32 protein-coding genes are annotated in these 24,131 nt (G+C 61.4%); 9 read left to right on the forward strand and 23 right to left on the reverse strand.

Going from position 1 to position 24,131, the window contains the following annotated elements; translation table 11 throughout:
- The 3 genes from SGJ19_08150 to SGJ19_08160 all read left to right on the forward strand — a co-directional run.
- The coding region (locus tag SGJ19_08150) for an enoyl-CoA hydratase-related protein (protein MDZ4780208.1) at window positions 1–369 on the forward strand (369 nt) is incomplete at its 5' end.
- A gap of 251 nt (window positions 370–620) precedes the next feature.
- On the forward strand, window positions 621–2,606 hold the full coding sequence (locus tag SGJ19_08155) for an OPT/YSL family transporter (GenBank protein MDZ4780209.1): 1,986 nt from the start codon (window positions 621–623) through the stop codon (window positions 2,604–2,606).
- A 56-nt stretch (window positions 2,607–2,662) separates the two neighbouring features.
- The gene (locus SGJ19_08160) at window positions 2,663–3,415 is read left to right on the forward strand and encodes a hypothetical protein (GenBank protein ID MDZ4780210.1); all 753 of its coding nucleotides are present in this window, start codon (window positions 2,663–2,665) and stop codon (window positions 3,413–3,415) included.
- Window positions 3,416–3,422: 7 nt separating this feature from the next.
- Here SGJ19_08160 and map read toward each other — a convergent pair whose 3' ends face one another.
- From map to rpsJ, 23 genes are all read right to left on the reverse strand, one after another.
- Window positions 3,423–4,226, reverse strand: coding sequence for a type I methionyl aminopeptidase (gene map, locus SGJ19_08165; GenBank protein MDZ4780211.1), 804 nt, complete (start codon window positions 4,224–4,226; stop codon window positions 3,423–3,425).
- Window positions 4,227–4,291: 65 nt separating this feature from the next.
- Window positions 4,292–4,879: an adenylate kinase gene (locus tag SGJ19_08170; GenBank protein MDZ4780212.1), complete on the reverse strand. Its 588-nt coding sequence runs from the start codon at window positions 4,877–4,879 to the stop codon at window positions 4,292–4,294.
- A gap of 206 nt (window positions 4,880–5,085) precedes the next feature.
- Window positions 5,086–6,447 (reverse strand): preprotein translocase subunit SecY, encoded by a 1,362-nt coding sequence (secY, locus tag SGJ19_08175; GenBank protein MDZ4780213.1) that lies wholly within the window; start codon window positions 6,445–6,447, stop codon window positions 5,086–5,088.
- Between the two features lie 96 nt (window positions 6,448–6,543).
- Window positions 6,544–7,041, reverse strand: coding sequence for a 50S ribosomal protein L15 (gene rplO, locus SGJ19_08180; GenBank protein ID MDZ4780214.1), 498 nt, complete (start codon window positions 7,039–7,041; stop codon window positions 6,544–6,546).
- Window positions 7,038–7,526 carry a 30S ribosomal protein S5 gene (gene rpsE / locus SGJ19_08185; GenBank protein MDZ4780215.1) on the reverse strand — a complete coding sequence of 163 codons (489 nt, stop codon included), beginning with the start codon at window positions 7,524–7,526 and terminating at the stop codon, window positions 7,038–7,040. Before rpsE ends, rplO begins: the two co-directional genes overlap by 4 nt.
- A gap of 33 nt (window positions 7,527–7,559) precedes the next feature.
- Window positions 7,560–7,928, reverse strand: coding sequence for a 50S ribosomal protein L18 (gene rplR, locus SGJ19_08190; protein ID MDZ4780216.1), 369 nt, complete (start codon window positions 7,926–7,928; stop codon window positions 7,560–7,562).
- A gap of 67 nt (window positions 7,929–7,995) precedes the next feature.
- Window positions 7,996–8,541: a 50S ribosomal protein L6 gene (gene rplF / locus SGJ19_08195; protein ID MDZ4780217.1), complete on the reverse strand. Its 546-nt coding sequence runs from the start codon at window positions 8,539–8,541 to the stop codon at window positions 7,996–7,998.
- Window positions 8,542–8,639: 98 nt separating this feature from the next.
- On the reverse strand, window positions 8,640–9,035 hold the full coding sequence (gene rpsH / locus SGJ19_08200) for a 30S ribosomal protein S8 (protein ID MDZ4780218.1): 396 nt from the start codon (window positions 9,033–9,035) through the stop codon (window positions 8,640–8,642).
- Window positions 9,036–9,051: 16 nt separating this feature from the next.
- Window positions 9,052–9,237: a type Z 30S ribosomal protein S14 gene (locus SGJ19_08205; protein ID MDZ4780219.1), complete on the reverse strand. Its 186-nt coding sequence runs from the start codon at window positions 9,235–9,237 to the stop codon at window positions 9,052–9,054.
- A gap of 92 nt (window positions 9,238–9,329) precedes the next feature.
- Complete coding sequence (rplE, locus tag SGJ19_08210; GenBank protein ID MDZ4780220.1) at window positions 9,330–9,965, reverse strand: 50S ribosomal protein L5; 636 nt, start codon at window positions 9,963–9,965, stop codon at window positions 9,330–9,332.
- Window positions 9,966–10,025: 60 nt separating this feature from the next.
- The gene (gene rplX, locus SGJ19_08215) at window positions 10,026–10,373 is read right to left on the reverse strand and encodes a 50S ribosomal protein L24 (GenBank protein ID MDZ4780221.1); all 348 of its coding nucleotides are present in this window, start codon (window positions 10,371–10,373) and stop codon (window positions 10,026–10,028) included.
- Window positions 10,373–10,741 (reverse strand): 50S ribosomal protein L14, encoded by a 369-nt coding sequence (gene rplN, locus SGJ19_08220; GenBank protein MDZ4780222.1) that lies wholly within the window; start codon window positions 10,739–10,741, stop codon window positions 10,373–10,375. The genes rplX and rplN overlap by 1 nt, the downstream gene beginning before the upstream one ends.
- 128 nt (window positions 10,742–10,869) lie before the next feature.
- Entirely contained in the window at window positions 10,870–11,187 is a 318-nt protein-coding gene (gene rpsQ / locus SGJ19_08225; GenBank protein ID MDZ4780223.1) for a 30S ribosomal protein S17, read from the reverse strand.
- 56 nt (window positions 11,188–11,243) lie between these two features.
- Complete coding sequence (gene rpmC, locus SGJ19_08230; GenBank protein MDZ4780224.1) at window positions 11,244–11,450, reverse strand: 50S ribosomal protein L29; 207 nt, start codon at window positions 11,448–11,450, stop codon at window positions 11,244–11,246.
- A 3-nt stretch (window positions 11,451–11,453) separates the two neighbouring features.
- Window positions 11,454–11,870: a 50S ribosomal protein L16 gene (rplP, locus tag SGJ19_08235; GenBank protein MDZ4780225.1), complete on the reverse strand. Its 417-nt coding sequence runs from the start codon at window positions 11,868–11,870 to the stop codon at window positions 11,454–11,456.
- Window positions 11,809–12,525, reverse strand: coding sequence for a 30S ribosomal protein S3 (gene rpsC, locus SGJ19_08240; protein ID MDZ4780226.1), 717 nt, complete (start codon window positions 12,523–12,525; stop codon window positions 11,809–11,811). Before rpsC ends, rplP begins: the two co-directional genes overlap by 62 nt.
- A 54-nt stretch (window positions 12,526–12,579) precedes the next feature.
- A complete protein-coding gene (rplV, locus tag SGJ19_08245; GenBank protein MDZ4780227.1) occupies window positions 12,580–12,921 on the reverse strand; it encodes a 50S ribosomal protein L22 in 342 nt (113 codons plus the stop codon).
- Window positions 12,922–12,988: 67 nt separating this feature from the next.
- On the reverse strand, window positions 12,989–13,267 hold the full coding sequence (rpsS, locus tag SGJ19_08250; protein MDZ4780228.1) for a 30S ribosomal protein S19: 279 nt from the start codon (window positions 13,265–13,267) through the stop codon (window positions 12,989–12,991).
- A gap of 56 nt (window positions 13,268–13,323) precedes the next feature.
- Window positions 13,324–14,181 (reverse strand): 50S ribosomal protein L2, encoded by an 858-nt coding sequence (rplB, locus tag SGJ19_08255; GenBank protein MDZ4780229.1) that lies wholly within the window; start codon window positions 14,179–14,181, stop codon window positions 13,324–13,326.
- Window positions 14,182–14,261: 80 nt separating this feature from the next.
- Window positions 14,262–14,576 (reverse strand): 50S ribosomal protein L23, encoded by a 315-nt coding sequence (rplW, locus tag SGJ19_08260; GenBank protein MDZ4780230.1) that lies wholly within the window; start codon window positions 14,574–14,576, stop codon window positions 14,262–14,264.
- A 13-nt stretch (window positions 14,577–14,589) separates the two neighbouring features.
- Window positions 14,590–15,231 carry a 50S ribosomal protein L4 gene (gene rplD / locus SGJ19_08265; protein MDZ4780231.1) on the reverse strand — a complete coding sequence of 214 codons (642 nt, stop codon included), beginning with the start codon at window positions 15,229–15,231 and terminating at the stop codon, window positions 14,590–14,592.
- A gap of 13 nt (window positions 15,232–15,244) precedes the next feature.
- Window positions 15,245–15,931: a 50S ribosomal protein L3 gene (gene rplC, locus SGJ19_08270; GenBank protein ID MDZ4780232.1), complete on the reverse strand. Its 687-nt coding sequence runs from the start codon at window positions 15,929–15,931 to the stop codon at window positions 15,245–15,247.
- A 162-nt stretch (window positions 15,932–16,093) separates the two neighbouring features.
- The gene (rpsJ, locus tag SGJ19_08275; protein ID MDZ4780233.1) at window positions 16,094–16,423 is read right to left on the reverse strand and encodes a 30S ribosomal protein S10; all 330 of its coding nucleotides are present in this window, start codon (window positions 16,421–16,423) and stop codon (window positions 16,094–16,096) included.
- 338 nt (window positions 16,424–16,761) lie between these two features.
- Between rpsJ and SGJ19_08280 the strand changes: the two genes are divergently transcribed.
- From SGJ19_08280 to SGJ19_08305, 6 genes are all read left to right on the forward strand, one after another.
- The gene (locus SGJ19_08280) at window positions 16,762–17,841 is read left to right on the forward strand and encodes a HEAT repeat domain-containing protein (protein ID MDZ4780234.1); all 1,080 of its coding nucleotides are present in this window, start codon (window positions 16,762–16,764) and stop codon (window positions 17,839–17,841) included.
- Window positions 17,842–18,465: 624 nt separating this feature from the next.
- A complete protein-coding gene (locus SGJ19_08285; GenBank protein ID MDZ4780235.1) occupies window positions 18,466–18,750 on the forward strand; it encodes a PEP-CTERM sorting domain-containing protein in 285 nt (94 codons plus the stop codon).
- A 289-nt stretch (window positions 18,751–19,039) separates the two neighbouring features.
- Entirely contained in the window at window positions 19,040–19,966 is a 927-nt protein-coding gene (locus tag SGJ19_08290) for a PEP-CTERM sorting domain-containing protein (GenBank protein ID MDZ4780236.1), read from the forward strand.
- Window positions 19,967–20,187: 221 nt separating this feature from the next.
- A complete protein-coding gene (locus SGJ19_08295) occupies window positions 20,188–20,673 on the forward strand; it encodes a lectin-like protein (GenBank protein MDZ4780237.1) in 486 nt (161 codons plus the stop codon).
- A 261-nt stretch (window positions 20,674–20,934) separates the two neighbouring features.
- Complete coding sequence (locus SGJ19_08300; GenBank protein ID MDZ4780238.1) at window positions 20,935–22,953, forward strand: hypothetical protein; 2,019 nt, start codon at window positions 20,935–20,937, stop codon at window positions 22,951–22,953.
- A 101-nt stretch (window positions 22,954–23,054) separates the two neighbouring features.
- Window positions 23,055–24,014: a tRNA-dihydrouridine synthase gene (locus tag SGJ19_08305; protein ID MDZ4780239.1), complete on the forward strand. Its 960-nt coding sequence runs from the start codon at window positions 23,055–23,057 to the stop codon at window positions 24,012–24,014.
- Window positions 24,015–24,131: the final 117 nt, after the last annotated feature.

Raw genomic sequence — 24,131 nt, forward strand, 5'->3', positions numbered from 1 at the left:
AAGCGCGGCATTGTCGCCGGCATCGTGTCGCCGCTCCTCGCGTTTCGCGTCGGCGGCGGTCAGGCGGCGCGGCTGCTGTTAACGGCCGCGACCATTGACGCCAACGAGGCCCATCGCCTGGGCTTGTTTCACGAATTGATCGACGAGGATCGCCTCTGGGCGCGCGCGGTGGAGCTCGCCGGACAATGCGCGCAGAGCGCGCCGCAGGCGTTGCAGCTCACGAAGCGCATGCTGAACGAAACCATCGGCGAGTCGCTATTCGGGCAACTGACGTCGGGCGCGGCAGTGAGTGCCACCGCCCGCACCACCGAAGCCGCCACGGAGGGACTCAACGCATTCCTCGAAAAGCGCGAGCCGCGCTGGCCGTAGTCACCCTCAATAGCATGTCTTGCCAATCAGCCTGTGGGAGGCGACTCCGACGCCGATGATCGATGTCGCACAGTGAAGCGACCCCTTGCTTGCTATCCGCGGTTTCTCCATCGGCGTCGGAGACGCCTCCCGCAGTCGTTCTACGGTTCAATTGCCGTCACTGATTCTCTATCCGTCGCCGGCGCTGCGGCCTATACTGGACGCCGCCCGATGGTTGCGGCTGTTCACTGCTCAGAGGAACAAGGCCACGTATGACCGGCAAGCGATATCCCGAAATCACCTGGAGCAGCATGGTTTTTGGGATTTTCGTCGGCGTGTTGATGAACGCGTCGATGACGTACGCCGGGTTGAAAATCGGGTTTACGATCACCGGGTCCGCGATCGCGGCGGTGCTCGGGTTCGGCGTGTTGCGCGGCGTGCTGCGGCGCGGCTCGATTCTGGAAGTGAACCTCGCCCAGACGGTCGCCTCGACGGTCAACACGATCACTTCCGGCATCATTTTCACGGTGCCGGTGCTGTTCTTGATCAACCCAGAACAGCCGCGCGGCGGGGTTAGGCTCTGGCTCATCACACTGGCTTGCGCGGCCGGCGCGGTGATGGGCTGCGCGTTCATCGTGCCGCTCCGCAAGCAGATGATCGAAATCGACCGGCTGCGGTTTCCGAGCGGCACGGCGATGAGCGCGATTCTCCGCGCGCCCGGCGCTGGCGGGAAGAAATCCTTGGTGTTGATTGTCGCCGCGATCTTCGCGGCGATCCTGTATTATCCCACGGCGTCGACGCAGTTGAAATGGAACGGCCGACATGCACTCGGCTATTCCGACCAGGAGTGGCGACTGGCAATGCCTGAACCCGCGGCGGCGGGCGATGCCAGTGCCGAAGCGAACTATCAGGCGCAACTGCATCGCGTCGATCACAACCGCGACGGCAAGGGCGATCTAGTCCTCGACGGCGAGGAGTTTCATCTCGGGCGATTGCTCGGCATTCCTGATTTTCTCGCCCTGACACTGGCGATTTCACCGCTCTCGTTTGGCGCCGGCTACTTGAGCGGGCGACCCGGCCTAATGGTGCTCGCCGGCGGGGTGCTCGCCTATTGGGTGCTCGCCCCCGCCGCGTATCTCGGCGGCTTCATGCCGCCGACGGTACAGGACTTTCAGGTCACGGAAAGCGCGCGGATCGGCCTGACGCGACCATTGGGAATCGGCATGTTATTGGGCGGCGCCACGATGGGCATCGTCGCCGCGCTGCCGGCGATGAGGGCCGCATTCAAAAGTATCGCTTCGGCGACGCGAATCACCAAACGGCAGGACGAAATGGACCTGCGGACGATTTTGTTGATCGCCGCGCCCTGTGCCATCGTGTTGTTCTTCGCCGCTCATTTGACGCGCACGCCAGGCGATAGCGGTTGGTTGGGCGGATTGCCGTTCCTGGCGCAGAATCTGGTGATCACGGTCGTCGGCGTCGTCTGGATTTGGTTTGCGGGAATTATCATCGCTCAATGCACCGGCATGACCGATTGGTCGCCGATCTCGGGTATCGCCTTGTTGACCGTGGTGCTGGTGATGCTGCTCGGCGGAGCGAGCGACACCGTCGGCGCGGTGATGGTGGGCGCGACTTTGTGTTGCGCGGTGACGGCCTCCGCCGACATGATGACGGATCTCAAAACGGGCCAACTCATTGGCTCGATTCCGCGCCGTCAGCAGATGTCGCAAACGCTCACCGCCGCGATCGGGCCGTTCGTCTCGATGGCCACGTTGATGCTGATCATCTCCAACAACTTGGAACAAACGAAGAGCGCCGAAATCGCCCGCCTCGCGAATGCTCCGGCCGCGGAGCGCGCGGCCGCCGGCGAACCGAAGGGAATTCCCATCGGCCCCGGGACCGAGACGCCCGCGCCCCAAGCGACGGCGCTGCTCGCCGTGATAAACGGCATGCAAGGGGGCGAATTGCCCTACGCGCTCTATGGCTGCGGCGCCGTGCTGGGGCTGCTGCTGGGCGTCGGCGCTTTTTCGGGATTAGGCGTGCTCGTCGGGATTTCGATGTACCTGCCGTTTCACAGCATCCTCACCTACGGGCTTGGCTGTGTCACGCAGATGATCGTGGCCAAGGTCAAAGGTGACGACTGGGCCGAGGAATGGGGCGTACCGACGTGCGCCGGATTCGTGATCGGCGAAGGCCTCCTCGCGCTCGGCATCGCGGCGCTCGCACTCGCGCTGCCGTCGCTGGAGAAGATGTTTTGAGTTTCGAACGCCGTACGTGTTGAACGGCGTGATTGTTGGTGTATCGGAACCTCGCCATGCAATGGGTTGCCTCCTTATTGATGATGCTGGGGACGTCGCTCGGCGTGTATGGGGCGGCGAGCGCTTACTACGTGCCGATCGACGCTCCGGACGAGGTGATTCTCAATCTCACGCTCAACGATGACGCCGGCGCGAAACCTGGCGACAATGGAGTTATCGTGCCGGTGGCCAAGCGCGGCCGTCAGCTTGATGCGGCGGCGATCGCCGAGCTGCGAAAGAACGCTCCGGGTATGCCCGGGCAATCGCCCGCTTGGAAGTATGTGCGAGTGAAGGAGTTCGCCTGGTCGCGTTGGCCCGGCAAGTGGTACACCGCGGCGGGGACGTTGATGCTACTGGGCGGCGCATTGCTGGCCAGGAAGACGCGCGGCGCGGTTGTCGCGGCCGACGATGGTTCGGTGGTTCCGATCTCCGCGATGTCCGTCGCGGAGTTGGAGGCCGACATTGAAGCGATCTTAAGGCAATCGCAATCCGCAGGCGCCGCCAAGGCGATTTGCGATTTGACCGACGCGATCCAAAAGCGTTGGATCAAGCCATTAGTGCGCAGCCAACCGGCCTTCATCTCCGCGACCGGAATCGGGCGAGCCGCGGAAGCCTTGAGCTCGTTGGCGGCAGTGGAGCGCAATCTGAACCGCGCCTGGTCGGCCGCCGCGGATGGCTATCTCGAAGAGTCCATCGAGGCCTTGGGAGACGCACGCATCTATTGTCAATCGACGCGCGAAAAGCTGCTCAAGCTCGAGCGCGGCACGTAACAGCCGCTCAATAGGCGCCGTCCGGAGCGGCGGTCAAAACCTGCGGGCCGTTCTCGGTCAGCGCGACCGTGTGTTCAAAATGGGCGCTTAAGCTGCCGTCGGACGTCGCTTCCGTCCAGGTGTCGCGAAGCGTGCGCACACGTTTGGAGCCAATGTTGACCATCGGCTCGATGGCAATCACCAGGCCTGGCTCCAGGCGGAAGTCGGCGTCTTGGCGAATCCGCCGGCTCCAATAATTCGGCACCTGCGGTTCCTCGTGCATGTCGCGGCCAATGCCGTGGCCGACGAGATTCTCGACGACGCTGAATCCCTGTTCCTTGACGTACTTCTCCATCTGCGTGGCGACTTCGCTCCACATCCGGCAGACGCCCAACTGTTCGATGGCCAGCAGCAACGTGCCGCGCGTGACTTCGAGCAGCCGTTGCGCCTCGGCCGAAACGGCGCCGATCGGATGCGTCACCGCGGCGTCGCCGCACCAACCCTGATAGCGGCAACCGGTATCAACGCTAATGATGTCCCCCTCTTGCAACACGCGACGTCCCGGAATGCCGTGAACGACTTCTTCGTTGACCGACATGCAGCAGACCGCCGGAAAGGGGATCTTCTTGCCCGGCACGCCTTTGAAGAGCGGCGTGGCGTTGTGCTTGGCGAAGAACTGTTCGACGATGGCGTCCAACTCGCCAGTCGTGACGCCGGGCGCCACCTTCGCGGCGACCAGATGATGGGCTTCCCAGACCAACAGTCCGGCCTGCCGCATCAACGAGATCTCGCGCGGCGATTTGCGTTCCTGAGGAATAGCGGCTTTCGGCATGGCGAATGGGCCAATCGGCGAAGTACGGAAGGTAAGTGAAATCCCGTCGACGGGAAGGCCGTCGACTAACCAGCGGCCTTCGTGCCGCGGATTTCGTCGACTACGCCTCGGATGCGCTCGAAGACGTCGTCCGGCGTGCCCGATGCGTCAATTGTGCGCAGCAAGCCTCGCCGGGAATAGTATCCTAACAGCGGAGCGGTCAATTCGCGAAAGTGACGCAGCCGCTCGATGGCCGTCTGCATGTCGTCGTCGGGACGGGATTCATGCTTCGCGCGATAACGCAGTCGCTCCAGCACGCTCTCTTCGCTGACGCGCAACTCCAGGACTACGTCCAACGCTTGCCCGTTCGCTTCGAGCGCCGCGTCTAATGCTACCGCCTGGTGCAGCGTGCGCGGGAAGCCGTCGAAGAGATACCCGCGTCGGCAGTCGGGCTGTTCGATCCGCTCACCGACGAGGGACAGGATAATCGGGTCCGGCACCAGCCCGCCGCCGGCCATCTGCTCGCTGATCACCAGTCCGAGGGGCGTCTGCCGGGCAATTTCTTCGCGGAGCATTTCCCCGGTCGAAATATGCGGAATCGCCAAATGGGACAACAGCCGTTTCGACTGCGTTCCTTTGCCCGCGCCGGGAGGACCGATAAAAACAATTCGCATCGCGAACCGCACTCAGCAAGCGTTCACTTCGGCCAGAAAATTGCCGGCGGGTTAATCGCCGGCACCGGAGTGGAATCCGCCGCCACTCGGGGCGGATAAACCGCCCATGACATTCCACGCACGGGTCACCGTGAGACGGAATGCAGACTCCCCTCCAGACCTTCGGCCGCGCGCCAAACCGGCCCACCCGGTCCGCCACCCCACCACTACTCTAGCAGACCCTTGTAGTTCCGCATCACCAGGTGGCTGTCAATTTTCTGGACCAGGTCGAAGGCGACGCTGACCGCGATCAACAGGCCGGTTCCGCCATAAAACGAGGCGGTCGCAGGGTCGATTTGTACGCCAGGCGATTGGGAAATGAGGGTGGGAGCGATCGCAACGATTGCCAAAAAGCCCGCGCCCACATAGGTGATGCGGACCATGATGCGTTCCAAATGGTCGGCGGTCCGTTTGCCTGGGCGGTAGCCGGGGATATAACTGCCGAAGTTTTTCAGGTTATCGGCCATGTCCTTGGGATTGAACGTGATCGCCGTCCAGAAGTAGCAGAAGAAGTAGATCATGGCGACATAGCACACGCAGTAGATAAACGACGACTCGCGACTAAACGAATCTCCGATCCGCGTGAGCCAGGTGATGCCGAACGTAGAGCCCAGATAGCTAAAGATGAACGTCGGGAACATCAACAAGCTACTGGCGAAGATGATCGGCATCACGCCGGCTTGATTCACCTTGAGGGGCAGGTATTGCTTGGTGCCGCCATAAACGCGGCGCCCGCGGAAGTGTTTGGCGCTCTGCGTGGGAATGCGCAATTGCCCCTGCGTGATGAACACCACGCCGGCGATCACGCCGACGAACAGCACCGCGAGCACCAACAGCGTCTCTATTCCCGTTTCGCCGCGGCCCACGCCGAGCTGGAGGCCATTCTCCCACAGCGGCTTGACCAACTGCATGGCAGCGGCGGGCATGCGGGCGACGATACCGGCCATGATCAACAGGCTGATCCCGTTGCCGATGCCGTACTCGTCGATCTGCTCGCCCAGCCACATCAAAAAGATGGTGCCGCACGTCATAACCATCACGGCAATAAAGTGCCAGGTGAACGTGATGGAGCCGTCCACGAGAAACTGTGGCAGCACTTTCATATTCTGGGGATCGTTATCGAGCGCGCCGACGTAGAACCAACTTTGCACAAAGCAAAGCGCAACGGTGGCGTAGCGCGTATATTCGTTGATCTTTCGCCGTCCGCTTTCTCCCTCTTTCTGCAACTCTTCGAGCGGCTTCCACACGCTGCCCAAGAGCTGGAAGATGATGGATGCGGAAATATAGGGCATGATGCCCAGGCCGAAGATCGTGATCCGGTTGAGGTCCGAGGCGCTCAACAAGGCGACCTTATCAAGCAGGCCGGCGAAATCGCCTTCGCTGCCGGAGAACAGCCCGGACTTGGATTGATCGACGATCAGCAACGGAATGTGGAAGCCGACGCGATAAATCGCCAGGAGAAACAGCGTCAGCAGGATTTTCTGCCGCAACTCGGGAATCGTGAAGATGACACGAATCTTTTCCCACATGGCTCGCTCCGTCAAACATTTACGGATGGTGGTGATGGGCGGCGCTCGAGCGATCCTTCGCCGAGCTGAGCGGCGGTCAAAGCGGTCGGGCGTCTCCTACTTGGAGGGCTTTAGCTTCTTCTTCTCCGCCTTCACGACCGGCGCCGGTCCCGGAATCACCGTGGTGGTTCCGCCGGCCTTCGCGATCTTTTCCAGGGCCGACTGGCTGAACAAATGCGCGGAAACTTTGAGCTTCTTCGTCAGCTCGCCATGACCGAGAATCTTGAGCGCGTCGTAGCGCCCCTTGCATTGGTTCTTCGCCCGCAAGGTCTCGCTATTGACTTCGTCGCCGTCGGCGAAAAATCGCTCCAGCTCGCCAACATTGATCGACATCACGGTGCGGCCGAAAGCGTTGTTAAAACCGCGCTTCGGCACCCGGCGAATCAACGGCGAATGACCGCCCTCGAAATGCGCGGGGAACGACGAACCGGACCGCGCACCCTGACCCTTGTGGCCACGGCCGGCGGTTTTGCCTTGGCCGGAGCCCGGGCCGCGCCCGAGACGCTTGGTCGCCTTGTTCTTCTTCACACCGCGGTTAACGTCATTCAACATCATGACAGGGCGACTCCTCGCAGCCGTTCTACTTCGCTCTTCGTACGCAGATTTTTCAGGGCGTCGATCGTCGCCTTCACCAGGTTCATCGGGTTCGTGCTGCCGAAGCTCTTGGTGAGGATATCCTTAATGCCCGCGGCTTCACAGACCGCTCGGACGCTGGCGCCGGCAATCACGCCGGTACCCGGCGACGCCGGGACGAGGATCACGTGGGCGGCGCCGTACCGGCCCTCGATCGTGTGGGGGATGGTGCCGCGTTCCAGGTTGATTTCGACCATGCTGCGACTGCCGTCCTTGACCGCCTTCTCGACGCTCGGCGGCACTTCGTTGGCCTTGCCGTAGCCCCAGCCGACTTTGCCGCGTCCGTTGCCAACCACGACCATGGCGCAGAAGCTGAATCGGCGACCGCCTTTGACCACGGCGGCACAGCGGCGAATCTTCACCACTTTGTCGATCAATTCACCGCGATTCGATGATTCCGATGTCACGTTGCGTTCCCGGGAAATCGATGAGGGTGTTGCTTACAGTTGCAGGCCGGCTTCGCGCGCGGCATCCGCCAGCGCTGCGACCCGACCATGGTATTTGTAGTTGCCGCGATCGAAAGCGACGGCCGTCACGCCAGCGGCCTTGGCCCGCTCGGCGATCGCCTTGCCGACGGCCTGCGCCGCAACCTTGTTGCCGCCGTACTTGACCGACGACTTCACATCCGAATCGACGGAACTGGCCGCAGCCAATGTCCGCCCGGAAGCGTCGTCGATGATCTGGCAGTAAATGTTCGCCACGCTGCGGAAGACGCTCAGACGCGGCCGGGTGGAGTCGCGTTTGATGCGATTGCGTACCCGAAAGCGACGTCGCGTGCGTTGCGCCCGAATTAGTTTTTCGTGTTTCACGACTGAATTCTCATTTCATGGGACCCGAGGAATAGGGTCCAAGTGCTTCCGCCCGCATCATCGGGCATTACTTCGACATCGCCTTACCGGCCTTGCGACGGACGACCTCGCCGTCGTATCGCACGCCCTTGCCCTTATAGGGCTCCGGCTTGCGCACCGCACGGACTTCCGCGGCGAACTGCCCGACCAGTTGCTTGTCGGCGCCTTGCACCACGACATGCGTTTGATCGGGACACGTCACCTTCAGTCCGGCCGGGATCGGCTTTTGAATTTCGTTGGCGAACCCCACCCGCAATTGCAGGACACCGCCCTGAATCGCGGCCAGGTAACCGACGCCGACGATTTCCAGCTTCTTCTGATATCCCTGGCTGACGCCCAGGACCATGTTTTGCAACAAGGCGCGGGACAGGCCATGCAACGCCCGCGGGAGCCGATCGTCCGACTTGCGAGCCACGGTCAAAGACTTGGCGTCCGCGTCGTGCGAAACGGTCACTTCGGGGCGAAACGTCTGTTCGAGTTTGCCGAGCTTGCCTTCCACGACCACGCGCGCACCGTCGACGGTGACTTTTACGCCATCGGGGATCGTGATTGGTTTCTTGCCGATACGGGACATGGCTGCCTCGGAGTGGCGACCGCGAACGGCCGCGCTGAATTCAATACGTTGAGTTCAATGCTTTTGGCGTGCGCCGGACAGTTCCGGTCGGCACGCTGCTACCACAATTCGCACAGGACCTCGCCGCCCAACTTGCGCTGGCGGGCTTCGCGGTCGCTGATGACGCCGCGGCTCGTGCTAATGATCGAAATGCCCAAGCCGTTCAGGACGGGCCGCAGCGATTCCGCGCCACGGTAAATCCGACAGCCGGGTTTGCTGACGCGCTTCAAGTGCCGAATGACCCGTTCGCCGTTCGGGCCGTATTTCAGGTGAATGCGCAGCTGGCTGGCTGGTTGGGCGGTTACTTCCTCCCAATCCCAGATGTAGCCTTCGCGCTTCAACACTTCGGCCAAGCCGCGCTTAACCTTGGACAGCGGCATTTCCACATGGGCGCGCTCAACGCGCACCGCATTGCGGATCCGTGTCAACATGTCGGCGATAGGGTCGGTCATCATCGCAGTCGGGTTCCCTTTACCAGCTCGCCTTCTTCACGCCGGGGATCAAGCCTTGGTCTGCTAACTTGCGAAAGCAGATGCGGCAAATGCCGAATTTCTGGTACACAGCTCGCGGACGCCCGCAGAGCTTGCAGCGGCGCACCAGCCGGGTGGAGAATTTCGGCTTACGGGCCGCCGAGGCAATTTTGGATTTACTCGCCATGGAAAAAACCGATGGGGTGCTAGCTCATTCTGACACTGGCGACGCATAAGAACAAACAATGCTCATCATGCGGCACGCATCACTTGCTGTCTTCAGCCTGCCTTCTCTCGCTTCTGTTGCGCCTGCGCCTCGGCCGTCTTGAACGGCATGCCGAAGCCTCGCAACAGTTCTCGACCTTCGTCATCCTTGTCGCAAGACATCACGAACGTGATGTTCATGCCTTGCACGCGGGTGTATTTGTCTGGATTCAACTCCGGGAACACCAACTGCTCCGAGAGCCCAAGGCTGTAGTTGCCGTGGCCGTCGAAAGCGTTTGGGTCCAAGCCGCGGAAGTCGCGCACCCGAGGAAGGGCCAGCGACACCAGCCGATCCAGGAACTCGAACATCCGGGCGCCCCGCAGGGTCACCTTGCAACCGATCGGCAGGTTCTCGCGGAGTTTGAATCCGGCGATCGCCTTGCGGCTGCGCGTGACCATCGGCTTCTGGCCAGTGATCTGGGCAATCGCCGACACGGCTTCGTCAATGTGCTTCTTTTCGGTGACCGCGCTGCCAACGCCCATGTTGACGACGATCTTCTGCAGCCGCGGCAGCGCGTGCTTGTTCTCTCGGTCGAGCGACTTGGCCAGCGCGGGCAACAATTCCTGGTGGTAACGCTCCTGCAGACGCGGCACGGGCACAGGGCCTGCCTCCGCCTCGGGAGCCGCTTCCTTTTTCGTTTTCGCCGCCATACCTAAACGCCTCGTGTTATCAACTTCCAAGCCACTCAGCCAACCAACGCATCTCGATGCTTACTTCGCCACGTGCTGGACGTGGGCCGGGGCGATCGTGCCGATGCCGGCGTTGCACTTCTTGCAGAACCGCTCCTTCGAGCCGTCCGCCAAGAACCGCGCCCCCGTCCGTGTCGCCTTGCCGCACTTCGGGCAAACCAGCGCCACGTTCGACAACTGGATCGGCATTTCCTTCGACAGCCGGCCCCCTTGCGGGTTCCGCTGGCTGCGCCGCATGTGTTTGTACACGCGGTTCACGCCTTCCACGATCAGCTTGCCCTTGGTCCGATCGACCTTCACAACGCGGGCTTCCACGCCCTTGTCGTCGCCGACCAACACCTTGACTCGATCATCCACGCGAATATGCATCACACCACCTCACTGGCGAGGCTGACGATTTTCATGAAACTCTTGTCCCGCAACTCACGCGCCACGGCGCCGAAGATGCGGGTCCCCTTTGGATTCTTGTCGTTGTCGATCAGCACCATGGCGTTCGAATCGAACCGCACATAGCTGCCGTCGATCCGTCGCGTCGGCTTGCGGCAACGCACCACCACGCCGCGGACCACGTCTCCCTTTTTCACGTTACTGCCAGGAATGACGCTCTTCACGCTGCAAATGATCACGTCGCCCAGCCCGGCCCAACGCCGGCGGGTGCCGCCTAACACCTTGATGCACATCACCTCTTTCGCGCCGGAATTATCCGCCACGTTGAGTCTGGTTTGCATCTGAATCATGGCAACTCACCTAACTGTCGATGTCCACAAGGAATTCGATTCGCCGTCGATCCAAGTGATGAGTGCGGAGTGATGAATGATGACTATTTGTTGTTCATCACTGACCACTCTTCACTCATCACTCATCTTCACACTTCCGCCCGTTGCGTCGCTTCCGCTTCCTTGGCTCGGATGCGAGCCCGCATCGCCGCGATGTCCACCACCTGGCTGCGGCTGACGACGCGAACCAATTCCCAACGCTTCAACTTCGACCGCGGCTGGCTTTCGACGATCTCGACCGTGTCGCCCAGCTTGGCGTCGTTGTTCTCGTCATGCACGTGGCACACGGTCCGACGGTGCAGGAACTTCCCGTACTTAGCGTGACGCACCAGGCGCGGGATCTCCACGCGGCGCGTCTTCGACGCCTTGTCGCTGGTCACGATTCCGATTGACACTCGCTTGGGCATAGCTCTATCGTCCGTCTTGGTCGTCTAGCGGCGCCTTGCAACGCCGTTACCAGGCATTACGTGGCGGCCGTCTTCAATTCACGTTCGCGAAGAATCGTCTTCACGCGGGCCATCAGGCGCCGATTTTTCTGCAATTCACTGGGCGTATCGAGCCGCTCTGTCTGGGCCTTGATCCGCAAGTGAAACAGCGTTTCCGCCGCTTCCTTGAGAGTCAGCCCAAGCTGCTCGTCGCTCATTTCTCGAAGTTCGCTGGCTTTGCTCATGTCCTACCCCGACCGACGCTTGAGGAAGCGAACCGCGACTGGCATCTTGTGCGCGAGGCGACGCAGACAGATCCGCGCCGCTTCTTCCGAAACGCCGCCGATCTCGTACAGCACCGTCCCCGGCTTGATCACGGCCGCCCAGTATTCCGGCTCCCCTTTGCCCTTGCCCATGCGGGTTTCGAGCGGGATGGAGCTGATCGACTTGTGCGGAAACACGCGAATGAACAAGCGCCCTTCGTTGCGGAGGTATTGTGACGCGGCGATACGCCCAGCCTCGATGGTCGAGGCGCTGAGCCAACCGCCTTGCATCGCCTGCAAACCGAAATCGCCGAAGACGACGCGGTTGCCGCGAGTCGCGTCACCTCTTATACGTCCTCTTTGGCTTTTTCGGTGCTTGACCCTCTTGGGCATCAGCGCCATAGATCTCACCCTCTTCGTACATGCCTTGATTGATCCACACCTGGACCCCGATGTGTCCCTGTGCGGTCTTTGCTTCAGTGAAACCGTAATCGATCTTCGCGCGGAGCGTTGACAATGGCATCGCTCCGGCGATCTGCTTTTCGCGACGGGACATTTCTGAACCGCCGAGGCGACCCGCCAACTGCACCTTGATGCCCTTGGCGCCCGCTTCCATGCTCTGCTCAATCGAGCGCTTCATCGTCCGACGGAAGCTGGACCGCTTGGCCAACTGCTCCGCGATATCCTCGGCGACCAGTTGCGCCTGAATTTCCGGACGATTGATCTCCTCGATCTTGATGTTGATGCGTCGGCCGACCAGGCGTTGCAGTTCGTTCTGCAGCTCTTCGACCTTCTCTCCCTTGCGACCGATGATGATGCCCGGCCGAGCCGAGAACAGCACCACCTTCACTTCGTCCCGAGTTCGCTCGATCTCAATCTTCGCGATCGCCGGATACATCGGCTTTCCGAACTTTTCCTTGCGACCCTTAACGAACTTCCGAATCTTGTGGTCTTCCACCAGCAGACCGGCGAATTCCTTCTTCGACGCATACCAACGGCTCTTCCACCCGCACATGATGCCGGTGCGAAATCCGATTGGATTGACCTTTTGACCCATATTCTTGGCTCCGGCTTAAAGCGCCGATCTCAGGCAATGACTCGGAAGGAATGACTAGGTGTTGTCCAAACGATCGACTGCCACACGGATGTGCGCGGTCCGCTTCTTGATCTGAAACGCCATGCCGCGTGCTCGCGGACGAATCCGCTTGAACATCGGCCCCGCGTCGACGCGAGCGTCGACGACCACCAATTCATCAACGCGACGCTCGTGACGGTCCTCGGCGTTGCCCAAGGCGCTCTTCAACACCTTCTCCAGCAACCGCGCTCCGCGCTGCGGCTGGTACTTCAAGATGTCGAGCGCTTCGTCCGCAAACTTGCCGCGAATCAAATCCGCGATCGGGCGCACTTTACGGGCGCTGATGCGGATGTTGCGATAGATGGCGTGGTATGGCATGACTCGAATTTCTTTGTCGGCTTGGTTGGTCGCCTTTCGCGAAGCGAGAGGCAACTATCAGTCGAGACTACCTCTCGGCCTTCTTCGTCTTCCCACCGTGACCGCGGAACGTCCGGGTCGGGGAAAACTCGCCGAGCTTATGCCCGACCATGTCCTCGGTGACGAATACTTTGATGTGCAGCTTGCCGTTATGCACCATGAACGTGTGACCGACGAACTCCGGCACGATGGTGCAACGGCGCGCCCAGGTCTTGATCGGATTCTTGGTTCCCGCCTGCTCCTGGGCGTCTACCTTCTCGTAGAGCTTCGGATCGACGAACGGGCCCTTTTTAAGCGAACGTCCCATGGCTTGCCTTCAGTTACCGTGCTGCTGCAGTTGTGTGCTGAATGAATCCGGCGCGACTAGTGAATCTTCAACTGACCGTAACGGCGCGACTTGCGCCGACGCACGATCGCTGTGTTGCTGTATTTTCTCGGCTTGCGGGTGTGTCCGCCCTTGGCCAGCTTGCCGGTCGGGCTGACCGGATGCCGCCCGCCCTTCGTGCGGCCTTCACCACCACCGTGCGGATGGTCAATCGGATTCATCGCCGTACCGCGAACGTGCGGGCGACGACCTTTCCAACGATTGCGTCCGGCCTTGCCAATCACGATGTTCATGTGATCGGCGTTGCCGATGGCGCCCATCGTGGCCCGACAGGCACTGGGCACGCGGCGAATTTCACCGCTTGGCAAGTTGATCTGCGCCCAGTCGGCATCGCGAGCCGCCAGCACGGCGCTCGACCCGGCCGAGCGGCACAGCACGCCGCCGCGGCCCGCCCGAAGTTCGATGTTGTGAATCGTGGCGCCCAGCGGGATGTTCCGCAGCGGCATGCAGTTTCCGACTGCCGGCGGGGCCTCGGGGCCGTTCATCAATTGATCGCCGGCCTTGAGTCCGGCGGGCGCCAGGATGTAGCACTTGTCGCCGTCGGCGTAGTGCAACAAGGCGATGCGGGCGCTGCGATTCGGATCGTACTGAATCGAATCGACGCGCGCCGGAATGCCGTCCTTCTGGCGACGGAAGTCGATGACGCGATAGTTCCGCTTGTGACCGCCGCCGCGATGCCGCGCGGTGATCACGCCCTGATTGTTGCGACCGGAGCCACGCTTCTTCGGACGGGACAAGGCCTTGAGCGGCTTGGCGCCTGGAGTCAGGTCCGCGAAGTCGCTCACGCTCGCCCCGCGGCGGCCTGGCGTAACCGGGTTGTATTTGCGAATTCCCATGACTCAATCCGATGGTTGCTCGACGATCCCTGACTGCTTTCATGGTCGAGGTCATCGACCTCGGCAATTGCTTCCTGCGTCTAGAACAAATTGATCCGATGCTCGGCGTGCAGCTTGACGATCGCCTTCTTCCAATCTGCCGTGTTGCCTTGGCGGAAGCGCGCCCGACGCGGCTTGCCCTTGCGGTTTTGCGTCCGCACTTCCAACACCTTCACGTTGAACAATTCCTCGACCGCCCGGCGCACATCGGCCTTCGTCGCGAGGCGGCTGACCTCGAACGCGTAGGCATTGTGGCGCGTGGCGCGATGCATACCCTTTTCCGTCACCAGGGGACGGACAATCACCTGGTGCGGTTGCAACAGGCTGCCTTTGGATGTCGCGGCTTCCTCAGCCATGGCGTCGAATTCCCTATGCTTGCTTCGCGGCCGGCACGCGAGCCTTGAAGGCGTCGAGCGCGTCCTTGGTGACCAACAACTTCCGCGACTGCAACAAGCAGAGGGCGTTCAGGTCGGCCACAGCCGAAACTTTCACGCCTTCGATATTGCGAGCCGACTTGTAGACGTTTGCATCGTAGGCGGCGGTGGCCAGCAGCAACGTGGTGTCGTTCAATTTGAGCGCCCTGAGAACGCCCGCCACGTCCTTCGTCCGCGGGGCCGCCAGCGACAACTGGTCGATCACCACCACCTGATTGTCTCTCAACTTCGAGGCCAGCGCCATCCGGGTTGCCAACTGCAGCGCCTTGCGCGGCAGCCGGTAACCGAAGTCGCGCGGCCGTTTCTGTTTCGCATGACCGCCGCCGCGACGAATATTGGACCGCCGCGAACCGGCTCGGGCGTTGCCCGTGCCCTTTTGGCGATACATCTTCTTGGTCGTGCCGGCGACCTCGGTGCGGCTTTTGGTCTTGAACGTACCCTGCCGCAGGTTCGCCTGGTACATCACCACGGCGTCGTGCAACAGTTGCTTGTTGATGCGCGGCGCGAGGTCTTCCGGCGCGATGTCATACGCGCCGACCTCTTTGCCTGTGCGATCGAAAATGGGAATGCTGGGCATCGCTGCGTCCGTCCTACAGCTTGTTCGTCTGGCGAATGATCACGTAACTGCCCGGCGGGCCCGGTACGGGGCCGCGGACCAACAGCAAGTTCTGCTCGCCGTCGACCCGCACTACCTTGAGATTTCGCATCGTGCAGCGCTCGTCGCCATAGCGACCGGCCATCTTGTGGCCCTTGAAGAGACGCCCCGGGAATGTGCGGTTACCGGTGCTGCCCGCATGGCGATGGCACTTCTTCACGCCGTGCGTGGCACGCTGACCTTTGAACCCGTGACGCTCCATCACACCGCCGGTACCACGACCGCGGGAGAAGCCAATCACATCGACGCTCTTAATTCCCTCGAAGACGCCGACGGCGACCTCTTGGCCAACCGCCAACTCACCGACGGGACCGCGGATTTCGCGGATAAATCGCTTCGGCTCGCAATCGGCTTTGGCGAGAGCAGCCACGCCGGCTTGGGCGCGGGCCTTTTGACGCTTACTATCCAGCTTGGCAACATGACCACGCTCACTGCGGGCCGCTAAACGACGCGGCTTGTTCAGAAAGCCCAATTGCACGGCCTCATAGCCGTCTTTCTCGACCGACCGGACCTGCAGGACGTGACAGGGACCCGCCTCGATGACGGTTACCTGAATCGCCGCGCCGGCTTCGTCGAAAATCTGAGTCATCCCGACCTTACGGCCGAGTAATCCAATGGGCATCGCAGTATCGCCTTGTGTGGTCACTTGCTCCGCGGGAGACGATCGACTATTGCGACCGCTTACCCACAGAACTTCCAGGCATTTTTCCCAACCAAACCGTGACGGCGACTGGCGTCAAACGATGGAAAAGCCACCGCCGACCAATCGCCGGAAAATGTATCGCTAGTGCCGCGCCGAAGCCTTGATCTTGATGTCAACGCCCGCGGGCAAACTAAGCTTATTCAGGGCCTCGATCGTCTTGGCAGTCGCCTGCACAATGTCGATCAGACGCTTGTGCGTCCGAATCTCAAACTGCTGGCGAGCCTTCTTGTCCACGTGCGGACCGGACAGCACCGTATAGCGCTCGATCCGTGTCGGCAACGGGATGGGCCCATGCACTTCCGAACCGGTGCGCTTGGCCGTATCGACGATTTCAGCAGCGCTCTGATCGAGAACCGAATGGTCGTAGGCCTCCATTCGAATTCGGATCACTTCGCTCGTGTGTCCAGACACCGGCAGCAACTCCCGCCAACCCTGCAGTTTTCCCCGTGATCTTCAACCGCGAAGATCGATTCCCAAGTGGGGAAACCTCAGAGAATAAGGTTATCGACCTGGACTGTCAACGGCGCGAATCCGGAATTTCCAAATGGTTTTTGAGGAGGTAGCTGGATCGATCCCGCTAAGCCCAGGGAAGGCCCTAATAGTCTTAGCTATCAGCAAAGTCGATGGTGGCCTTCCCTGGGCTATTTGCGCAATCGCGCTGATTTAACGCTTATCGGCCCCTCACGCCGGATCGCTGCAAAACCTATAATTCGGCGATTTCCCATGCGCGCCCCGCGGATCACCGACCCATGACCGAAATCTCGGGCAACTCCGAGCGATTTTCCCCCGACGACGCCCTGCCAAAGGTCACGCCCCCCAGCGCGAAATTCCTGATTCCGCTGTTCGTCATCCCGTTCTGCATCGTCACGATTATCGTCCTGGTCTGGGCGCTTTTCAGTTGGCTGGCCCAACAGGGGGGCGACCCGCGGATCGATATCGACGCCCTGGCCCGCGACAACGCGTTTCGCTGGCAAGCGGCGCACAATCTGGCCGACGCCTTGCGCAATCCCCGACACGCCGAGCTGCGAGAAGACCACGCGGCGGCCGGCAAAGTGGCGGAGATTCTGAAAGGCGAGTTGGCGAAACCGCTCTCGCTGGAAGAGGAAGCCCGGGGCCGCGAGGTCAATCTACAGATGTTTCTCTGCCGCGCTCTCGGTGAGTTTCACGTCACCGACGGCGTCTCCGTGCTGATCGAGGCGGCTCGTCCGTCGGAAGGCAACGTCGACGAACAAGCGAATCGTCTTCCAGTGAGACTGGCTGCGCTCGAAGCGATGGCCGTGCTGTTGGGCACTGCGCATGACCAACACGCCGATTCCACTTGGGCCGCCGTTCCGGAGCAACTCTTGCCGAGTCTTTTGACCGCGGCGGATTATCGCCTCGACGATCCCGCACACCAGGACGAAGCAACGCAAGTTCGCATGCGCGCCGCGTTCAATCTTGGGCTCGAAGGGAGTCCCACTGCGCTCGCCCGCTTGGAACGTTTGCTCGTCGATCCCAGTCCCGACGTGCGCTACAACGCGGCGGCCGGACTGGCGCGCAACGGCGATGTGCGCTCGATCCCGCTGTTGTGCGACATGCTCGACCCGGCGATCACCGAAGGAGTGCAAGCGGAAACCGTCGCCGAAGCGCAACCGGCGAAGCGCTTGATGATCTATGAGACGGCACTGCAAGCCATTGACAAGCTGGCCGAGTTAAACACGCAGGCCGATCTCGCGCCGGTGCTCGCGGCGCTTGAGCGGCTGGCCAATACCTCCTCGGCATCCGACCAGGTCCGCGTGGCGGCGAAGGAACTGGCAGAGAAGCTGGCGACGCGCCCTCCAATTAGATAGCCGGCTACAACAACGGTCTGTGGGAGGCGTCTCCGACGCCGATGGAGAAGACTCTATTCGCGAAAAATGCTGGAATTGATGCCTCACGTCAACTCCATCGGCGTCGGAGACGCCTCCCACAGGCTAGCTACGCTCTTTGTCCGTTGCGGTATTGCCGACGATTTCGCTGGACTCACCCGCCAGCACGTCATACACTCAAGCTTGTCTCCAGCCGGCATTCTCGCCAGGCCCGGCAGCGTGACGAGGCTTCGACAGGGGCAAATTGTCGAGGTTCGGTATCATGCGTTTTTTCATTTGTTTGTTGTGTGTGCTTGCGCTTTTGACGTCGCCCTCCATCGCGTTGGCCCAGTTTGGCTGTCAACCATTTGATCGCCTTCATCCAGACTGCCCGCGGATGAATCCAAGCAACGGTCACTGGTACGCGATCTCAGGCGTTGGAAATCAGGATCCCACCTGGGACGCGGCAGGATCTCGGCGGAATCGCTCGAATTCATGGGCATGCGAGGTTACCTCGCCACGATCACCTCGGAAAGCGAAAACGCGTTCATCAGTGAATGGGTGCACGGCGACGCCTTAGTCTGAATTGGCGCGTCTGACAAGGATGTCGAGGGTGAATGGCGTTGGATGACGGGACCAGAGGCGGGCGAGTTGTTCTGGCTGGGCGATGAGGACGGGCAGGCCTTTGGTTACAACAACTGGCAGCCCCGGGAACCGAACGCTTGGGTCAACGAGAACTACGCTCACGTGGGCTGGCATGCTCCCGACACGTGGAACGACTACACCGACACGCACTCAACAACTCGAAACTATATCGTCGAGTTCTCGCCTGTCCCCGAGCCCAGCACCTACACATTGCTCAGCATCGGCGGAGTGGCTCTTGCACTCCACTCACGTCGCCGTGGGGGCTGATGTCCATTGTATCTCATCAGTCGCCTTGAGGCGGCTGCCATCATTCGATCTTCCTCATTCCGTGGAGACGTAGCATATGTTCCGCTTCGTTATCGTCGTCCTTTCTCTTGTTTTGATCGCCGTGTCCGCGTCGCCGACGGTTGCCGGTTCGCCGGAAGTGAAGTTCACTTCGCTCGGCCAAGTTTATGTTGGGCGAATTTCCCCGAACGGCTCGACCGTCGTTGGGCGAACGCAGACAACGGACCAGGCGTTCCGATGGACGGCGGATTCGGGATTCGCACTATTCGATTTGGACCATTTTGTGGGCGCATCCACGGATGGCAGCCTCCTGGTTGGCGAGAGTGATAATGGAGATGTCTTCCAATGGACCCCCGCGTCCGGATTGGAACCAATGAATGTTCCAGATCATTTCACTCCGACAAACATCAGCGCGAACGGTCGTTTTCTCTCGGGTTATTCATCCCTGAACAACTCGTTTGTTCCTGTATTGTTGGACACGATCGGGTCAAGCTTTTTAGTTCCGTACCTGTCGAGCGGGAAAGCCGGTGGAACTGCGCTCAGCGTTTCGGAGGACGGCAAGTTCGTCGTGGGATCACTCGGCTTTAAAAATCCTGCGGATTGGATTGCAAGAGCCTCAGAGGCATTTCGCTGGGACGCCGGCCACGGAACCATCGGACTCGGAGACTTGCCCGGCGGACCGTTTTACAGCCGGGCGTTCGACGTTTCGGGCGACGGGTCAGTCGTGGTAGGCGAGAGCATTTCCGGGGCGTCAGCTGCAAACTCGCCGCATCAGAACGATACCGAAGGGTTTTATTGGACTGACCCCACGGGCATGGTGGGCATCGGAGATCTGCCCGGCGGACCTTTCTTCAGTGTTATCGATGCGGTGTCTGCGGATGGTTCCATCATGGTGGGGACTAGCATTTCGGATCGCGCCCAAGAAGCGATCATTTACGACTTGAAGCACGGAATGCGACCACTCCAGGATGTACTCGTCGATAAGTACGGCCTCGCCAACGAACTCGCTGGCTGGCAGCTGGAAAGCGCCTTCGACATCTCCGCCGACGGCAGGACCGTTGCTGGCATGGCCAGGGATCCTCAAGGGCATTACACAGCTTGGGTTGTGACAGTCCCCGAGCCTAGCACCTACGCCCTGCTCACGATCGGCGGAGCGGCGTTAGCGGTCTATGCGCGCCAGCGCCGTCATCGCACTTGAAGTTCATCACGGCCAGGTTTGATCGGTTTCTCTTCGACAGGGGCAAATTGTCGAGGTTCGGTATCATGCGTTTCATCATTCATTTAGTGGCGGCACTCTGCTGCGCGGTTGTCGCTCGGCCCGCCTCGGCGGTCGAGCTGAGTTGCTTTTCCAGTCGTGGAGACATCGGGAAGCCATGTCCCCGCTTGAATCCCCTCAATGGGCACTACTATGCGATGGGAGTGCCCGCAGTCGCGACCTGGGACGACGCCCGAGCGGCGGCGGAATCGTTCACCCTCAAGGGAGTTCGGGGCCACCTGGCGACGATCACGTCCGCCGAGGAAAGCGATTTTTTGAATCGCAATTTTCATCTAGAGTCGCTGTGGATTGGCGCGTCCGACGCCGCGATCGAAGGCGAGTGGCGCTGGGTCGTGGGTCCGGAGGCCGGCGAGTTGTTCTGGCTGGGCGCGGCCGACGGCCAAGCACTTGGCTATGCCAACTGGGGAGGCAATGAGCCGAACGGATTCACCCCTGACGAGGACTACGCAGAGTTCAATTCACTTACTACCGCGGTTCAGGGAACCTGGAACGACTACACATCGGTGCAAGACCCCAACCGGTTTCTCGTTGAATTCTCCGTTGTCCCCGAGCCCAGCAGCTACGCCCTGCTCACCATCGGCGGAGCGGCGCTGGCGATCTATGCCCGCCAGCGTCGACGTCGCACTTGAAGTTCATCACGGCCAAGATGTGCATTAATTGTTGTGGTACGGTCTCCCGACCGTGCCACGACGGACATGGCAATGCCCGGAATGGGAGACCTTCGGTCGGGCCAGTGACACGGTCGGGAGACCGTGCCACAACTTTGCCGCGATGTTGTTCGAGCACTTCGGACGCCTTCCAACTCCGATTGACGCAAATTGCCCAATCGATCAGGTTAATGGCGAAATCGCTGGTTCCGTTCGCCATATTGCTCTTCCGAGGTGCTTGAGATGGAACTCTCCGCCCTGGTGCTGGTAATTGCGCTCACCTCGCAAGCAGGACACCTTTCCCAGCCGTCGGCCGCCACGGCGCGGCCGACGCCGCAGGATTTGGCCGCCGAGGCGGTGCGTTTGCCTGCGCCGAAGGCCGCTAAGTATCGCGAGGTCTCGCTGACCGAAGTGCTGACCGCGGCGTCGCGCGATCCCGGCCAACGGCTGCAAGTCGTGCAGGCCTATTGGCGGCTCTGGCAGGCGTTCGCCGATCAGGTGATCGCGCAGACGATGATCGACCAGATTCAACCGGTGGCGCGCGCGGCCAAAGCGGGAACCGTCGATGGGACGCTGCTCGATGCTGAGTTGGCCTCCGCCCAGGCGGGGCTCGAAGCCGCCGAAGTCGCCATCCGCACCGCGCAAGTAGAGTTGTGTGCGCTCTTGGGCTGGAACGCGACCGGCAGCATGCCGCGGCCGCTCGATCCGCCGCACGTTGGCATTTATCACTCGCATTTCGAGAAGATCTACGCCCGTCGCGCGCCGACCGAACGCGCCCGGCTGATTCACCAGACGTTGCCGATCTATCGCGAAGCCATCGCGGCGCATGGCGTCGCGCGACAGGCGGCGGACGATGTCGTCGTCGAACAGGTGGCGGGCTATACCGCACCGACGCCGCAGATTGCCGTCGAGAGCCTTATCAACGCGTGGCAACAACGCGCCCGGCAACAGCAAGTCCTCTGCCGAGTGACCTGGGAGTACAACAACCTCATCGCCGAGTACGCCGTGCCGCTCGCCGGGCAGAGCATGGAAACGCCGAAGCTGGTGGGCATGCTGATTCGCTCCTCGACGTCGACGGCCACGCGACGTTCGCGCGATCGCGCGGAAGTGACCAGTCCCTACGACAGTGAAGTCGCGCCGGCCGGCTACAATCAGCCGATTGGAACCGTCGAGACCAGTGAGCCGGAACCGGAACCGATTGAATGGGAAGCTTCGAACGCGGAAACGACGCAACCGGCGTATCAGGATTACGGCAACGAGTTCGAAGTGGCCCCTGCTGCAGCTGAGCAATTCGAGGACTCCGCCGCGGAATCTGTGCGGGAGCTTGAAGGCGCAGTGGAAGGAGCAGTGGATGAGGCCGCGGGCGCTGCGTCGGAAGCAGCGCCAGTTGAAGATTTGTTCGGTCGTGACCAGGCAAGCCAACGTACGGCGGCGCGTCATGTCGTCGCCAAGCCGGTCGTGAAACCGATGACGAACGCCGTTTTCGCCAAGTTCACGGCGCCCAACGCCGCGCCGCGCGCTGTGATTGAAACGATCTTCACGAGGACCAAGGTCGTCGATCAAAACGAAACTTCGGTCAATCTGCGACAATGCCTGGGCTCAACCAGCCCGACGCTGCACGGCGAGCTGCTGGACGCGTATGCCGAAGCCTGGCGGGCAGCCACGGTCTATCAAGCCTATGTCGACGCCGCGGCCCAATTGCAAGCCGCCAAAACAGCGTTGATGGCACGGCTCAACGACGGCGGCGCGGCCGCCGATATGCTCGTGGTCCGCGCCGCGGAAACGGCCAACGCCGCCGCGATGATCGAAGCGGAAGCCGCGATCTGGGAAAGCACGTTGGCGCTCGGCACCGTGGCATTGCCGCGTACTGCGGGCGGGCGGGCGCTCCCGAGCCAGGATGCACCGGTCTGGGCGGCCGCCGCTGGCCTTCCCCAGGCCAAGGCCCTGAACGCCCGAGCCCAGAGCCTGGTCATGATGGACAAAGCCCGGACGCAAGCGACGCAGGAATATGCGGCTGGCGGCAGTTCGATCGGTTTGACGTTGCAGGCAGTGCGCAGGCAGAATGAAGAGACGCAGGATTTCGCCGCCACCGTGGCGGACGCGGCCCGGGAAAGCGGCCGAGCGATCCTGGCCCAATTGCCGCCCCACGCGAACGTTGATACCGTCCGCCAGGCGTTGTTGGGCACGCCGACCAGCACCGCGCGACCGGGCGACATCCGCACTGGTGGCGCCATCTACAGCAGAAAACCCGCGCCGCAGTGATCGCTTCGTCCAACGAGTCTCCTGAATCGCCCAGCGTCGTAACGCCCCCGCCGTTGCGGATCGGCCCGCTGGTAATCGACCCGCCGATTCTCCAGGCCCCCATGGCGGGCTTCACGAACTTCGCTTACAGGCAAATCGTCCGCTCGTTTGGCGGCGTCGGACTGCAGGCGACGGAGATGATCAGCGCCCGCGGCTTTCTGGCGATCGACGAGCGCGATCACGAGTTTCCGGATCGCCTTTGGGGCGTTCGCGACGAGCCGCGTCCCTTGGCCGTGCAGATCTGGGACAACAACCCCGAGGCCATGGCGGCCGTCGGCGCGCGGCTGGCGCATGATTTTCACGTCAGCGTGGTAGACATCAATTTCGGTTGCCCAGTGAAGCAGGTCACGCAAGACGCCCACAGCGGATCGTATTTGCTCAAATGCCCGGAGCGAATCGGCGAGATCGTGGCCAGTGTCGTGAAGGCGTGCGCGCCGACGCCGGTGACGGCCAAGATTCGTCTGGGCTGCACGCGCGATAAGATCGTGGCGATTGAAGTGGCGCAGGTTGTCGAAGCGGCCGGCGCCGCGGCGCTCACCGTGCATGGCCGCACGGCGCAGGACTTCTTTCAAGGTTCCGCCGACTGGGACCGCATCTCGGCGATTAAGCCGCACTTGAAACGGATGCCGCTGATTGGCAATGGCGATCTAAACTCGCCCGAGAAAGTGGTCGAGGCGTTTCGCCGCTACGACGTCGACGGCGTGATGATCGCCCGCGCGGCGCTCAACAGGCCGTGGCTGTTCGCGCAATCGTGCGCGGCGTTACGTGGCGAGCCGATCCCGCCCGATCCGACGCTGTCGGAAGAGCGCGCGTTGCTGTTGAATCACTACCGCTTGGTTTGCGAACGCTTCGGCGATCAAAAAGGCACGGTGTTGATGCGCAAATTCGCCTGCTGCTACGCCCAAGGCCGGGCCGGCGCGAGAGAATTCCGCACCAAAGTCTCCCGCGTCGCCACGCCGAAGGAATTCAACTCCATCGTGGAAAACCACTTTCCGCGCGAAGCGACCGTTGTAAACGATTGAAGCGCGGAGGCGTGGGGAAGCATGTCGAACAACGAACCAAATCCGAATGACTGAATCACGAGCATGCCGGCGTTGTGCTTCCTCGCTCAACAAAAAGAGCGGTAGGGGGGAATAGAT

This window comes from Planctomycetia bacterium, assembly GCA_034440135.1.
Lineage (GTDB): Bacteria > Planctomycetota > Planctomycetia > Pirellulales > JALHLM01 > JALHLM01.